Annotated in this window: 13 protein-coding genes; 8 read left to right on the top strand and 5 right to left on the bottom strand. The window is 67.2% G+C overall.

The annotated features are described in order from the left end of the window. From mgtE to Q8S30_RS10990, 3 genes are all read left to right on the top strand, one after another. Positions 1–1,298, top strand: a 1,298-nt coding sequence (gene mgtE / locus Q8S30_RS10980; protein ID WP_371135504.1) for a magnesium transporter, incomplete at its 5' end; no start/stop codon positions are given. A gap of 8 nt (positions 1,299–1,306) precedes the next feature. Further along, positions 1,307–1,867, top strand: a complete 561-nt coding sequence (locus tag Q8S30_RS10985; RefSeq protein ID WP_305666066.1) for a 5-formyltetrahydrofolate cyclo-ligase — start codon at positions 1,307–1,309, stop codon at positions 1,865–1,867. A gap of 48 nt (positions 1,868–1,915) precedes the next feature. Continuing rightward, a complete protein-coding gene (locus Q8S30_RS10990; RefSeq protein WP_305666067.1) occupies positions 1,916–2,320 on the top strand; it encodes a VOC family protein in 405 nt (134 codons plus the stop codon). A 94-nt stretch (positions 2,321–2,414) separates the two neighbouring features. Here Q8S30_RS10990 and Q8S30_RS10995 read toward each other — a convergent pair whose 3' ends face one another. Further along, positions 2,415–2,738, bottom strand: a complete 324-nt coding sequence (locus Q8S30_RS10995) for a DUF6476 family protein (RefSeq protein WP_305666068.1) — start codon at positions 2,736–2,738, stop codon at positions 2,415–2,417. Here Q8S30_RS10995 and Q8S30_RS11000 point away from each other — a divergent pair. The 3 genes from Q8S30_RS11000 (at position 2,728) to Q8S30_RS11010 (ending at position 5,994) form a co-directional block, all read left to right on the top strand. Then, positions 2,728–3,765: an RluA family pseudouridine synthase gene (locus Q8S30_RS11000; RefSeq protein ID WP_371135505.1), complete on the top strand. Its 1,038-nt coding sequence runs from the start codon at positions 2,728–2,730 to the stop codon at positions 3,763–3,765. The two genes, Q8S30_RS10995 and Q8S30_RS11000, sit on opposite strands and share 11 nt — an antisense overlap. 222 nt (positions 3,766–3,987) lie before the next feature. After that, entirely contained in the window at positions 3,988–4,884 is an 897-nt protein-coding gene (rpoH, locus tag Q8S30_RS11005) for an RNA polymerase sigma factor RpoH (protein WP_305666069.1), read from the top strand. 156 nt (positions 4,885–5,040) lie between these two features. Continuing rightward, on the top strand, positions 5,041–5,994 hold the full coding sequence (locus tag Q8S30_RS11010) for an endonuclease/exonuclease/phosphatase family protein (protein WP_305666070.1): 954 nt from the start codon (positions 5,041–5,043) through the stop codon (positions 5,992–5,994). A 28-nt stretch (positions 5,995–6,022) separates the two neighbouring features. On the opposite strand, the gene Q8S30_RS11015 is transcribed toward Q8S30_RS11010, so the two are convergent. The 4 genes from Q8S30_RS11015 to Q8S30_RS11030 all read right to left on the bottom strand — a co-directional run bounded on the left by Q8S30_RS11015 (position 6,023) and on the right by Q8S30_RS11030 (position 11,158). Next, positions 6,023–7,852: a M3 family oligoendopeptidase gene (locus Q8S30_RS11015; RefSeq protein ID WP_305666071.1), complete on the bottom strand. Its 1,830-nt coding sequence runs from the start codon at positions 7,850–7,852 to the stop codon at positions 6,023–6,025. A 95-nt stretch (positions 7,853–7,947) separates the two neighbouring features. Beyond that, a complete protein-coding gene (locus tag Q8S30_RS11020) occupies positions 7,948–9,549 on the bottom strand; it encodes an ATP-dependent DNA ligase (protein WP_305666072.1) in 1,602 nt (533 codons plus the stop codon). Positions 9,550–9,691: 142 nt separating this feature from the next. Next, complete coding sequence (locus Q8S30_RS11025; RefSeq protein ID WP_305666073.1) at positions 9,692–10,711, bottom strand: ligase-associated DNA damage response exonuclease; 1,020 nt, start codon at positions 10,709–10,711, stop codon at positions 9,692–9,694. A gap of 39 nt (positions 10,712–10,750) precedes the next feature. Beyond that, positions 10,751–11,158, bottom strand: coding sequence for a hypothetical protein (locus Q8S30_RS11030; protein WP_305666074.1), 408 nt, complete (start codon positions 11,156–11,158; stop codon positions 10,751–10,753). A gap of 110 nt (positions 11,159–11,268) precedes the next feature. Between Q8S30_RS11030 and Q8S30_RS11035 the strand changes: the two genes are divergently transcribed. Next, the gene (locus Q8S30_RS11035; protein ID WP_305666075.1) at positions 11,269–11,727 is read left to right on the top strand and encodes a MarR family winged helix-turn-helix transcriptional regulator; all 459 of its coding nucleotides are present in this window, start codon (positions 11,269–11,271) and stop codon (positions 11,725–11,727) included. A gap of 173 nt (positions 11,728–11,900) precedes the next feature. Beyond that, complete coding sequence (locus Q8S30_RS11040) at positions 11,901–13,316, top strand: circularly permuted type 2 ATP-grasp protein (RefSeq protein WP_305666076.1); 1,416 nt, start codon at positions 11,901–11,903, stop codon at positions 13,314–13,316. Positions 13,317–13,321 lie beyond the last annotated feature (5 nt).

Consider the following 13,321-nt stretch of genomic DNA (forward strand, 5'->3'; position numbering starts at 1 on the left):
TAGAGGCAGGCAATACGGCAGCGCTGTCGCGCCAGCTGGCCCGGAAGCACCCTGCCGATGTGGCCGATTTGCTGGAACAGATCAGCGGCGAGCAGCGCCGGAGACTGCTTGCGATGTGGTCGGGGGAGATTGACGGCGACATCCTGTCGGAGATTTCGGATTCGATCCGCGAAGAGGTGATCGAATCCTTGCCGGCTTCGGTGGTGGCCGAGGCGATGCGCGATCTGGATACCGACGATATGGTCGATATCCTTGAGGATCTGGAAGAGCCCGCGCAAGAGGCCATTCTTTCTACGCTGGACAAGGCCGACAGGCTGGCGGTGGAACAGGCGCTGGCCTACCCGGAATATTCCGCGGGCCGTCTGATGCAGCGCGAGGTGGTGACCGCGCCCGAGCACTGGACGGTGGGCGAGGCCATCGATTTCCTGCGCGCCGAGGAGTGGCTGCCCGACCAGTTCTACCATGTGGTGCTGGTCGATCCGCGCCAGCATCCGGTCGGCTATGTGACGCTTGGCAAGCTTCTCTCCTCGCGCCGCGACGTGGCCCTGCGCGGGTTGGCCGAGGAAAGCTTCCGCACCTTCAGCGTGTTTCAGGAGGAGGGCGAGGTCGCCTATGCCTTCAACCAGTATCACCTGATCTCGGCCCCGGTGGTGGACGAGGATGACCGGCTGGTCGGCGTCATCACCATCGACGACGCGATGAACGTGCTGGATGAGGAGCATGAGGAAGACGTGCTGCGCCTTGCGGGCGTGGGTGAGGAAAGCTCGATCTCCGACGGCGTGATCGAGACGGTGAAGCAGCGCACCCCCTGGCTGCTGGTGAACCTGCTGACCGCGAACCTTGCCGCGCTGGTGATCTCGCAGTTCTCGGGCACGATCGAGGCGATCGTGGCACTGGCGGCGCTGATGCCCATTGTCGCCTCGATGGGCGGCAATGCAGGCACCCAGTCGCTGGCGGTGGCGGTGCGGGCGCTGGCGACCAAGAACCTCACCAGCTCCAATGCCGGCCGGGTGGTTCGGCGCGAGGCGATGGTGGGCGCGATCAACGGGGTGCTGTTCGCGGTGATCATGGCGGGGGTCGGGTATTTCTTCTTCGGATCCTTGCTGCTGGGGGCGGTGATCGGCATGTCGATGGTGATCAACCTGATCGTGGCAGCGCTGGCGGGGGTGCTGGTGCCACTGGCGCTGGACCGCTACGATCTGGACCCGGCGCTGGCCTCTGGCACCTTCGTCACCACGATGACCGATGTGGTGGGCTTCTTCAGTTTCCTCGGTTTGGCGACGGTGATTTTACTATGAATGCTTTGATGGACCAGAAGACGGCGGCGCGGGCAGAGGCGCTTGCGGATCGCAAGGCGGCCTTTGCGGGCGGGCAGGGCAGCGCGGCGGACCGTCTGGCTGCCGTGCTGGCACCCTGCCGCGGGCAGGTGCTGGCCGGCTACATGCCGATGCGGACCGAGATCGACCCGTTGGCGGCGATGGCCGCGCATCTGGCGGCGGGGGAGGGCGGTCGGGTATGCGTGCCTGTTATCGCCGGGCCGGGCCAGCCGCTGCGCTTCCGCGAGTGGACGCCCGAGGCAGCGATGGAGCCGGGAGAGTTCGGCGCCTTGGTGCCGGCGGCGGGCGCGTGGCTGGTGCCCTCGGTGCTGATCGTTCCGCTGCTGGCCTTCGATTGGCGCGGCTACCGGCTTGGTTATGGCGGCGGCTTCTATGACCGGACGCTGGAGGCATTGCGCGCCGCGGGGCCGGTGATCGCCGTCGGCTTCGGCTTCGCCGCGCAGGAGGTGGAGGAGGTTCCGGTGGAGCCGACCGACCAGAAGCTGGACCTGATCGTCACCGAATGCGGGGTGATCCGGCCGGGGACGTGAGGAACTCTTATCGTCCGCGCGGGTTCGGCGGGCAGGACTGGAGGGGCGATGAAGGCAACGGCGATCCTCGAGACGGTGATCTATGCCGCCGATCCGCAGGCGGCGGCTGAGTTCTATATTCAGGTATTCGGGCTGGAGCCTGTGCAATCCGTGCCCGGTCGCTTCACCTTCCTGCGCTGCGGCGGGCAGATGCTGCTGATCTTCAACCCCGAGGCGACCCGCGATCCCGCCCACCAGAACGGCATCCCCGCACATGGCGCGACGGGGCCGGGGCATCTGTGCTTTCGTGCCGAGACTGCCGAGGAACTGGAGGCTTGGCGCAGCCGGTTAGCCGACCTTGGCATCGCTCTCGAGCATGACCAAGTCTGGAAGACAGGCGCCCGCTCGATCTACCTGCGCGACCCGGCCGGCAATTCGGTCGAGATCGCCGAGGCGGCGATCTGGGGGCTGTGAAGGGCTAACATTCGCAAGCTGACAAGACCGCGGGGGGCTTTCTGCCCCCCACACCCCCTGAGGATATTTTTACAAGGCAAAGGAGAAGAGGGGGTCAGTTCTCGATCTGCACCGTTTGGCGCAGGGTGCCGGAGGCGGCGTCGAAGATCAGGATCTCGTCCTGATCTGTGACCACCGCATACCAGCCGGGGCCGACGGTCACCGCACGGCCGGTGGTGCCAGCTGGCAGGGTGATCTCGGCGGGCAGCACCGGGCCGGCGGGTTCTTGCGAGAAGCGGATGACAAGGATCGCAAGGATCGCTAGAAGCCCGACGATCATCACCCCGGCAAGCGCCGTCACCAGTGCCTTCAGGAAACGCAGTTCCGGCAGCGCCGGGGCCGCCTCGCCCCCGTTCGGAGTATCTTCCTTGTCAGGCATCGCCCCCCGCCTTCTGCATGTCGTCATCGGGCCGGACCCGCCCGAGCGCCTTGATAAGGCGCTGGCGCGCGAGGTTCCAGAGGAATGGGCGCTGTCCCGGTCAAGGCTGACCAAGATGATCGCCGAGGGCGCGGTCAGCCGCGGCGGCGTGGTGCTGACCGACCAGAAGGCGCGGGTGGCCGAGGGCGACCGGATCGACCTCGCGCTCGGCGCGCCAGAGCCGGTGGAGACCGAGGCCGAGGACATCCCGCTGTCGGTGGTCTGGGAGGATGACGACCTGATCGTCATCGACAAGCCCGCCGGGCTGGTGGTGCATCCGGCGCCGGGCACGCCCTCGGGCACGCTGGTCAATGCGCTGCTGCATCACTGCGGCGAGAGCCTGCACGGCATCGGCGGCGAGCGGCGGCCGGGGATCGTGCACCGGATCGACAAGGACACGACCGGGCTGCTGGTTGCGGCCAAGACTGACCGCGCGCATCACGGGCTTGCCGCGCAGTTCGAGGCGCATACGGTGGATCGGCATTATCTGGCGCTGGTCTATGGCGTGCCCGACAAGGCCGATCCGCGGTTGCGCGGGATCAAGGGCGTCAGCTTCGAGGCGGGCGGGATCTTGAAAGTGGCAACGCAGCTGGCGCGGCACAAGACCGACCGGCAGCGGCAGGCAGTGGTGGAACATGGCGGGCGCCATGCCGTCACGCGGGCGCGGCTGGACCGGGTGTTCGGCACGCCGCCGACCCTGGCGCTGGTGGATTGCTGGCTGGAAACCGGGCGCACCCATCAGATCCGGGTGCATATGGGCCATGTCGGGCATGGGCTGGTCGGCGATCCGACCTATGGCGGGCGGCGCAAGCCCGCGGCCCGAAGCCTTGGCGAGGCGGCGGCCGAGGCGGTAGCGGCCTTCCCGCGGCAGGCACTGCACGCGGCCACACTGGGGTTCGAGCATCCGGTGACCGGCGAGGCGCTGTCCTTCTCGGCCCCGCTGCCGCCAGATATGGCTGACCTGCTGGCGCTGCTGCCCAAGGCATAGGCGCACATAGGTATCCTTCCCCCTGAGATCACCCTGCGCCCGCGCACAGCCACATAAGCGTGATAGCGCTGACATGGGGCTGGCGCGGCGACGGGAGGAACTGCATCCTGCGTTGAACCGTTCGGTACACTAACAGCGGCCCCTTGAAAGCGGGCCGCGCACTTCCCAACTTCACCGGTCCCGATCCGCCCCTTGGCGGCAGGGGAACAGGGGATCAGACAGATGAGCACCTATACCAACCTACCCGCACCCAGCCCCGAACAGGGGATGAACCGCTACCTTCAGGAGATCCGCAAGTTCCCGCTGCTGGAGCCTGAAGAGGAATACATGCTGGCCAAACGCTGGGTGGATCACGAGGACAGCTCGGCCGCGCACCGGCTGGTCACCTCCCACCTGCGGCTCGCGGCCAAGATCGCGATGGGCTATCGCGGGTACGGGCTGCCGCAGGCGGAAGTGATTTCCGAGGCGAATGTCGGCCTGATGCAGGCGGTCAAGCGCTTCGACCCCGAGCGCGGGTTCCGGCTGGCGACCTATGCGATGTGGTGGATCCGCGCCAGCATCCAGGAATATATCCTGCGCTCCTGGAGCCTGGTGAAGCTGGGCACGACCTCTGCTCAGAAAAAGCTGTTCTTCAACCTGCGCAAGGCCAAATCCAAGATCGGCGCGCTGGAAGAGGGCGACCTGCGCCCCGAGAATGTTGCGCAGATCGCCAAGGATCTGAACGTGACCGAGGCCGAGGTCGTGTCCATGAACCGGCGGCTGTCGGGCGGCGATGCCTCGCTGAACGCGATGGTCGGGTCGGATGGCGACAGCGCGACGCAATGGCAGGACTGGCTCGAGGATGAGGATGCCGATCAGGCCGGCGACTATGAGGCGCGGGACGAGCTGGAAGCCCGCCGCGCCCTGCTGGTGCAGGCGATGGATGTGCTGAACGAGCGCGAGAAGGACATCTTGATGCAGCGCCGGCTGGAAGACAGCCCGGCCACGCTGGAAGACTTGTCGGCGCAATACGAGGTCAGCCGCGAGCGGATCCGCCAGATCGAGGTGCGGGCCTTCGAGAAGCTGCAAAAGCGGATGCAGGAGCTGGCCCGCGACCGCGGGATGCTTGTCACCGCCTGAGCCTGAAAGCCCGCCCACTCGGCGGGCCTTCTTACGCTTGCGCGAAGGTCAGCCGCTTCGGGCAGGTGCAGGTTGCGCTTTGCTGCGGTGCAGCTAAGTTGCGCCTGGGGATGAGGCGGCAGGCCCCCGGTGGCCGCTCTGACAGGACAAGGCGAAATGAACGCGAACGTAATCCGGCAACGCCTGATCGGGGCGGTTTTGTGCCTGTCCTTGCTGGCCCTTGTCGCCGGCACCGTGCCCGTGACCCTGGCGCTGCTGTCCCCGCTTGGCACGATGGCGCGGGTTCTGGACAGCGTCGCGCCGCAGATGCTGGGTCTGGCGCTGGCGCTGGCCCTGCTGGCTGCCCTCCTGGGGGCCTGGCGGGCTGGGGGCGTGGTGGCCGTTCTGGCGTTGGCGCTGGTTGGCTGGTTCGGGCTACAGCACGCGCAACGCTCGCTGCCGCTAGCTGCCGACCTGCAGCCGAACGTGCGGATCCTGTTCTTCAATGTTCTGTTTGATAACACCGCCAATGCCGAGCGGATCGCCCAGGCTGCGCGCGAGTCCGGGGCCGATGTGCTCGCATTCGCCGAAAGCAGCGCGCTGTCGGCGGTTCTGCCAAGCTTGCGGGCGGACTATCCCTACATGGCCGGTTGCGAGAGGCAATGCCAGACGGTGGTCTTGTCCAAGGTGCCGCTGGAACCCACCGTTCCTGAGGCGGGTGCGATGGCCTGGGGGGAACATCTTGCCAGCGTGACGGTGACGCCGCCGGGCGCCGCGCCCTTCACCCTCGTCGTGGCCCACAAGCTCAAGCCCTGGTTCGCGGGCCAGGTGGAGTTTCAGGATAAGCAACTGCGATCCCGCTTGAACGACGTCGCCGGCCCGTTGGTGCTGGTGGGGGATTTCAACGCCGCCCCGTGGAGCGCGCCCTCGCGCGCGCTGATCGACGCGACCGGCCTGCGCGCGCCGCGCCTGCCGGTGCCGACATGGCCGGCCGAGGCCGGGCGCTTCGGGGTGCCGATCGACAATATCTTTGTGCGCGGCGGCGCGCGGCTCACGGACCTTGCGCCCTTCGGCGATGATCTTGGCTCCAACCATCGTGGTCTGCTGGCCGAGGTGGCGATCGGCGGCTAAAGCCTCCGACCGCCACCCCAAAGCACGATCAGTCCTCCATCGCCTCCAGCTCGTCGATCATGCCCGCGATCATGCCAAGCCCCTTGTCCCAGAAGGCTGGGTCGCTGGCATCGAGCCCGAAGGGCGCCAGCAACTCCTTGTGGTGCTTGGACCCGCCGGCGCGGAGCATGTCGAAATACTTCTCCTCGAAGCCCGGCAGCCCTTCCTCGTAGGCGGCGTAAAGCGCGTTAACCAGCCCGTCGCCGAAGGCATAGGCATAGACGTAGAAGGGCGAATGCACGAAGTGGGGGATGTAGGACCAGAAGGTCTCATACCCCTCCATGAAATCGAAGACCGGGCCGAGGCTTTCGGCCTGGATGCTCATCCACAGCGCGTTGATGTCTTCGGGGGTCAGCTCGCCCTCGCGCCGGGCGGCGTGCAGCTTGCATTCGAAGTCATAGAAGGCGATCTGCCGGACGACGGTGTTGATCATGTCCTCGACCTTGCCGGCCAGCAGGATCTTGCGCTCGGCGGGCGTCTTTGCCGCCTCCAGCAGCTTGCGGAAGGTCAGCATCTCGCCGAACACGCTGGCGGTTTCGGCCAGCGTCAGCGGGGTGGAGGCGAGCATCTCGCCCTGGCCCGCTGCCAGCACCTGATGCACCCCGTGGCCAAGTTCATGCGCCAGCGTCATCACGTCGCGCGGTTTGCCAAGGTAGTTGAGCATCACATAGGGATGCACCTCGGTGACCGTCGGGTGGGCAAAGGCGCCGGGGGCCTTGCCCGGCTTCACGCCCGCATCGATCCAGCCCTTGTCGAAGAAGGGCTCGGCCAGCGTTGCCATTTCCGGCGCGAAGGCGGCATAGGCATCCATCACCATCGCCCGGGCGGTGGGCCAATCCACCACCTTCACATCCTCGGTCGGCAGGGGGGCATTGCGGTCCCAGATCTGCAGCCGGTCCAGCCCCAGCCATTTGGCCTTCAGCGCATAGTAGCGATGGCTGAGGCGCGGATAGGCCGCAACCACCGCATCGCGCAGCGCCTGCACCACCTCGGGCTCCACATGGTTCGACAGGTGGCGGCCATATTGCGGGGTCGGCATCTTGCGCCAGCGGTCCTCGATGTCCTTTTCCTTGGCCAGCGTGTTGTGGACGCGGGCAAACAGCTTCACGTTCCGCGCAAACACCGCCGCCAGCGCCCGTGCCCCCGCCTCGCGCTTGGCGCGGACCGGGTCCGACAGCAGGTTCAGCGTCGCCTCAAGGTTCAGCGGCTCGGCCTCGCCCTCCACGTCGAACATCAGGCCGGCCATCGTCTCATCGAACAGCCGGTTCCAGGCGGCGGCGCCGACGGTGGACTGGTCGTGCAGGAACTTCTCCATCTCGTCCGACAGCTGGTGCGGGCGCATCGCGCGCATCCGGTCGAACACCGGGGTATAGCGGGCCAGATCGGCGCTTTCTTCCAGCAACGCGGCCAGATGCTCATCGGGCAGGCGGTTGAACTCCAGGCTGAAGAACACCAGCGGCGTGGTGAAATTCGTCACCTTGTCCTGTGCATCGGCCATGAACTTCGCGCGGGTGGCATCGAGCGTGTTCTGGTAATAGCGCAGGCCCGCATAGGACATGATCCGCCCCGCCACCGTCTCGATCCGCTCATAGCGGTGCACGCAGGCCAGCATGGCATCTGCGTCGAGATCCGCCAGCCGCCCCTCGAAATCATCGGCGAAATCGCGGCAGGCCTGCTCCAGCCAGACTATGTCATTGGCGAATTCGGGCGCATCCGGCGCAGGGTAAAGGTCGGTCAGGTCCCATTCGGGCAGATCGCCAAAGCCGCCGCCGGCGGCCGGGTTTGCATCATGCAGCGGGCGGGGAAGGCGGATCGGCATCGGGAAACCTCATCTTTGTGCAGCCCCAGACATAGGGGCGCAGGGGCGCGGGGTGCAAGGGTGGCTTACCGCCCCGCGGCCCGCAGATTGCGCGGCTAGCGCCGCGCATTGAGCAGATCGCGCGCCGTCTCCAGCGTATCCGCCTCCGCCGCGGGCTTGTCGCGCCGCCAGCGCAGCATTCGCGGAAAGCGCAGGGCGATGCCAGACTTGTGGCGCGGGCTTTCCTGAATGCCCTCGAAGGCGATCTCGAACACCAGTGCCGGCGTCACCCGCCGCACCGGGCCAAAGCGCTCCAGCGTGTTCTTGCGCACCCAGGCGGTGATCTCGCCGAACTCGGCATCGGTCAGGCCGGAATAGGCCTTCGTCACCGGCACCAGCTCCTCCCCCTGCCACAGCGCGAAGGTGAAATCGGTATAAAGGTTTGCGCGGCGGCCATGCCCGGCCTGCGCATAGACCATCACCGCGTCGAAGGTCATCGGGTCGAGCTTCCACTTCCACCAATCCCCCCGCTTGCGCCCCACATGATAGGGCGAAGCGAGGCGTTTGATCATCACCCCCTCCGCGCCTGCCGCTGCCGCATCCGCCCGCAGGGCGGCCAGCGCAGGCCAATTCGCGAAGGGCAGGGGCGGCGACAGCCGGAAAGGCGCACTGGCGGGCACATTCTTCGCCAACCGCCGCAGCGCCGCCTGCCGCGCCGCCAAAGGCTCCGCCCGGATGTCGCGGCCCTCATCCTCCAGCAGGTCATAGGCCATCAGGATCACCGGCGTGTCGGCCAGCAGCTTCTTCGAAACCGTCTTGCGCCCGATCCGCTTTTGCAGGGCGGCAAAGGGTAGCGGCGCGCCATCCCCCTCCGCCGAGAACGCCAGGATCTCGCCATCGATCACCGTGCCATTGGGCAGCCGGTCCGCCAACTCGGTCAGCTCGGGGAAGCGGTCCGTCACCAGCTCCTCCCCCCGCGACCACAGCGTGAACCGCCCGCCGCGCAGCACTGCCTGCCCGCGGATGCCGTCCCATTTCCAGTCCGCCGCCCAGTCCTCGGGCGGCCCGAGCGCCTCTGGCTCCTGCTCCAGCGCATGGGCGAGGCAGAACGGATAGGGCCGCGCCAGGTTGGCGCCGGGGTCATTGGTCAGCACCAAAGCGGCAAAGGTGGTCGTGTCCGGCGTCCAGTCCCCCATCAGCCGCAGCGCGATGTCCGGCTCGGCAATCCCCGTCGCCTGCGCCAGCGCGCGGGTCATCAGCCCCTGCGCCACGCCCATCCGAAAGCCGCCGGTGATCAGCTTGTTGAACAGGAATCGCTCGGTCCCCTCCAGCGCCGTCCAGGCCTCCAGCACCGCCTCGCGCCGCTCGGGCTCTGGCAGGGCGGCAAGGCCGCGGATGCGGGTGATCCAGTCGGTCAGCGTCGCCGCCTCGGGCAGCGCCGGGGGCGGCAGGATCAGCGCAATGGTCTCGGCCAGATCGCCGGTCACCGCATAACTTTCCTCGAACAGCCACCCCGGCAGCCCCGCCACCTCCGCCGCCCACTCCGCCAGCCGCGTGGCATTCACCGCCCGCTTCGGCCGCCGCCCCGACAGCAGCGCGATGGTCCACAGCCGGTCCTGATCCGGCGCCTCGCGGAAATAGGCCGCCAGCGCCGCGGTCTTCTCCGACGTCCGCGTGGTCGTATCCAGCGCAGCGAACAGTGCAGCAAACCGCTTCATCGCGCCGCCCCCAAACCAGACACCCCTTGCCCTTCGTTTTGGCCCAAATATCCCGGGGGGAGTCTCCGCAGGAGACGGGGGGCAGCGCCCCCCTTCTGCTCTCCTTTGCGGGCAGCGCCTCCCTCCGCAGCCAGCCGCGCACTCATTCGGTAACCTCCGCAGCCGCCTCGGCCTCGTCCCCCTGCCAGTCCGTCGCCACGATCCCCGCATCATAGCCCTGATCCGCCAGCCAGCGCCGGAACACGGTCGTATAACCATGGGTCACGAATACCCGGCTGGCCCCCGTCTCGCGGATCGCGGTGTTCAGCCCGTCCCAATCGGCATGGTCGGAAATCACGAAGCCCCGGTCCACCGACCGCCGCCGCCGGATGCCGCGCAGGCGCATCCAGCCTGACGCGAAGCCTTCCGAGGCCGGCCCGAACCGCCGCGCCCAGGGCGTGCCAAGCGCGGCGGGCGGTGCCAGCACCAGCGCGCCCGGATGCGACTTGGCATCCACCCCCGGCACCACGCGGATCGTCTCGGGCAGCATCAACCCTTGCAAACGCAGGATCGCAGTCATCTCCTCCACCGCGCCATGGGTCAGGATCGGGCCGATGCCGGGATCGAGCCCCGCCAGCAGCCGTTGCGCCTTGCCAAGACTGTAGGCCCCCAGCACCGAGGCGCGGCCGTCGGCGGCATTCCCGGCCCACCAGCGGTTCACCTCGGCGCGGATCTCGGCCTCGGGGCGCCAGCGGAACACCGGCAGGCCAAAGGTGCATTCGCTGATGAAGGCATCACAGCGCACCGGCTCGAACGGCTCCGACAGGCCATCGGGAGCGATCTTGTAATCCCCCGACACCACCCAGACCTCGCCCGCCACCTCCACCCGCACCTGTGCCGATCCCGGCACATGCCCGGCCGGGTGCAGGCTGACGGTCGCCCCGCCGATCCGCAGCGGCACCCCGAACTCCAGCGCCTGCGCGGTGATCGGGCCGAGCCTGTGGCGCATCGCGGCAAGGCTGCGCGGGGTGGCGAGGTAATGGCCCATGCCGGACCGGGCATGGTCGGAATGGGCATGGGTCACGATCGCCCGGTCCACGGGGCGCCAGGGGTCGATGTAGAAATCCCCCGCCGGGCAGTGGATGCCCCGGTCGGTGAAGGTAAGAACCGGTTCGCGTGCCATTCCCTGAACTTAGGCTGCGCGCCGGCAAAGGGAAGCCGCTCAGGCGGCCATGCGCCTCGGCCTGCGCAGCCGCAGGCCCGCGCGCATGTTCAGCCCCAGCAGCGCAAGGTTGACCAGCCCGGCCAGCATCTCCAGCCGTTGCAGCCAGAAGAACCGCTCCTCGACCATGCCCTTGCTGGCGAGCCACCACAGCGCGATGGCCAAGGGCAGCAACACCAGCAGGCCGTTGGCGGCGATGACCCGCATCCGCCGGGCCTTGGCGGCGATCTCGGGGCGCTTCCAGCCGCGGCCCATCACGGCCCCGCTGATCCCGGCGCCGGCCATCGCCGGGACCAGCACCAGACCGACACCCCAGAGGATGGCGACCCGCGCGGCGAGGATGTCTTCGGGGTAGCCGCTCGCCTCGGCCCGCCACAGCAGGGCCTGGAAGGCGAGAATCGTCAGCATGGCAGTACCACCGGCGGCGGCGTGGAGTTTGGCTTTGACGGGACGGGACAGCATGGCGAGTCGCTCCAAGTAAATAGGATGCTATCCATATAGGGGTTGCATAGCGTGCTATGCAAGTGACAGATGGCCGCATGGATTTCGACAAGACACGCTCTGCCGGCTACCTCGCGAACCACCTTGCGCGGCTCTTCGCGCAGCATCTGGCCGCCGGGATCGCCCCCGTCGGCCTCGCCCCCGCGCAGTTCATGACGCTGCTGGAGCTGTGGCGCGAGGATGGGCTGACCCAAGCCGAACTTTGCGCGCGGCTGGATGTCGAGCAGGCAACGATGGCCGGCACCCTCGGCCGCATGGCCCGCGACGGGCTGATCGAGCGGCGGGCGCATCCGGTGGACCGCCGGGCGCAGACGGTGCATCTGACGAGCCGGGCCCGCGCGCTGGAGGGGCCCGCGACCGCCGCGGCGCAGGCGGTGAACGCACAGGCGCTGAGCGCGCTGCCCGAGGCGGATCGGGAGCCCTTCGTGGCCTCCCTGTCCCGGATCGTCGCGGAAATGCGGCGCCGCAAGCCGTGATCGTGCTCGAAATTGCACAAATATCGGGCATCTGCCCGAATTATGGCAACACTTTGGCGGGCATCGGCGTTAACATCATGCAGCGCCTTCCCCTGTCCGGCGCTGCTGCCTAACACTTGGGGAAACGCCCCTGAATCGTCGGGGGACAACAGGGCGGGACATCGGCACGAGTGATGGCGACCGAGTATTTCAACGAAATGTATGAGGGGGGCGCTGTTCGGGCGCCCTATGCGCGGCTTGAGGACTGGATGCAATCCATGCCTGCAGAGCTGCGGCAGATGAAACAGGCCGAGGCGGAGGATCTGTTCCGGCGCATCGGCATCACCTTCGCCGTCTATGGCGAGGGCGGCGATCCGGATCGGCTGATCCCTTTCGACATGTTCCCGCGGGTCTTTGCGCAGGACGAATGGCGCAAGCTGGAACGCGGCATCAAGCAACGGGCGCGGGCGCTTAACGCCTTCCTCGTCGATGTCTATGGCCGGGGCGAGATCGTGAAGGCGGGCAAGATCCCCTCGCGCCTTGTCTACCGCAACGAGGCGTATGAGAAGGCCGTGTCGGGCTTCGTGCCTCCGCGGGGCGTGTTCAGCCATATCGTAGGCATCGATATCGTGCGCACCGGGCCGGGCGATTTCTTCGTGCTGGAAGACAATTGCCGCACGCCAAGCGGCGTCAGCTACATGCTGGAAAACCGCGAGATCATGATGCGGATGTTCCCGGCGCTGTTCCAGAACAACCGGATCGAGCCGGTGGACAACTACTCCGACCTCTTGCGCCGCACGCTGGCCAGCGTCGCCCCCGCGAAATGCGACCGCGATCCGACCATCGTGATCCTGACCCCCGGGCACTTCAACAGCGCCTATTACGAGCACAGCTTCCTCGCCGACCTTATGGGCGTGGAACTGGTCGAGGGCGCGGACCTGTTCGTGGAAAACGGCTTCGTCTGGATGCGCACGACCGAGGGGCCCAAGAAGGTGGACGTGATCTACCGCCGCATCGATGACAGCTATCTTGACCCGCTGTGCTTCCGCCCGGATTCGATGCTGGGTGTGCCGGGGCTGATGGATGTCTATCGCTCGGGTGGCGTTACCATCTGTTCGGCGCCGGGGGCCGGCGTTGCGGATGACAAGGCGGTCTATACCTTCGTGCCCGACATGGTGCGCTTCTATCTGGGCGAGGAGCCGATCCTGAAGAACGTGCCGACCTGGCAATGCGGCAAGGAGGACGATCTGAAATATGTGCAGGCCAACCTCAAGGAGCTGGTGGTGAAAGAGGTCCATGGCTCTGGCGGCTACGGGATGCTGGTCGGGCCGAAATCCACGCCTGAGCAGATTGCCTATTTCGCCGATCGCATCGCCAAAGACCCAGACAATTACATCGCACAGCCGACGCTGGCGCTGTCCACAGTGCCGACCTTCGTGGAAGAGGGCGTCGCGCCCCGCCATGTCGATCTGCGGCCCTATTGCCTTGTGGGCGAGCGGATCGAGCTGGTGCCGGGCGGCCTCACAAGGGTCGCGCTGAAGGATGGCAGTCTGGTCGTGAACTCGTCGCAGGGCGGCGGGGTCAAGGACACCTGGGTACTGGCGGAGTAGAGATC

The organism is Frigidibacter sp., assembly GCF_030695035.1.
Taxonomy (GTDB): Bacteria; Pseudomonadota; Alphaproteobacteria; order Rhodobacterales; family Rhodobacteraceae; genus Frigidibacter.

What these genes read in the sequence shown, in the direction of transcription:
- Q8S30_RS11010 (WP_305666070.1), top strand. Translation starts at nt 5,041, where the DNA reads ATGAACGCGAACGTAATCCGGCAACGCCTGATCGGGGCGGTTTTGTGC.
- Q8S30_RS11040 (WP_305666076.1), top strand. Translation starts at nt 11,901, where the DNA reads ATGGCGACCGAGTATTTCAACGAAATGTATGAGGGGGGCGCTGTTCGG.
- Q8S30_RS10985 (WP_305666066.1), top strand. Translation starts at nt 1,307, where the DNA reads ATGGACCAGAAGACGGCGGCGCGGGCAGAGGCGCTTGCGGATCGCAAG.
- Q8S30_RS11015 (WP_305666071.1), bottom strand. Translation starts at nt 7,852, where the DNA reads ATGCCGATCCGCCTTCCCCGCCCGCTGCATGATGCAAACCCGGCCGCC.
- Q8S30_RS11035 (WP_305666075.1), top strand. Translation starts at nt 11,269, where the DNA reads ATGCAAGTGACAGATGGCCGCATGGATTTCGACAAGACACGCTCTGCC.
- Q8S30_RS11025 (WP_305666073.1), bottom strand. Translation starts at nt 10,711, where the DNA reads ATGGCACGCGAACCGGTTCTTACCTTCACCGACCGGGGCATCCACTGC.
- Q8S30_RS10995 (WP_305666068.1), bottom strand. Translation starts at nt 2,738, where the DNA reads ATGCCTGACAAGGAAGATACTCCGAACGGGGGCGAGGCGGCCCCGGCG.
- rpoH (WP_305666069.1), top strand. Translation starts at nt 3,988, where the DNA reads ATGAGCACCTATACCAACCTACCCGCACCCAGCCCCGAACAGGGGATG.
- Q8S30_RS10990 (WP_305666067.1), top strand. Translation starts at nt 1,916, where the DNA reads ATGAAGGCAACGGCGATCCTCGAGACGGTGATCTATGCCGCCGATCCG.
- Q8S30_RS11030 (WP_305666074.1), bottom strand. Translation starts at nt 11,158, where the DNA reads ATGCTGACGATTCTCGCCTTCCAGGCCCTGCTGTGGCGGGCCGAGGCG.
- Q8S30_RS11020 (WP_305666072.1), bottom strand. Translation starts at nt 9,549, where the DNA reads ATGAAGCGGTTTGCTGCACTGTTCGCTGCGCTGGATACGACCACGCGG.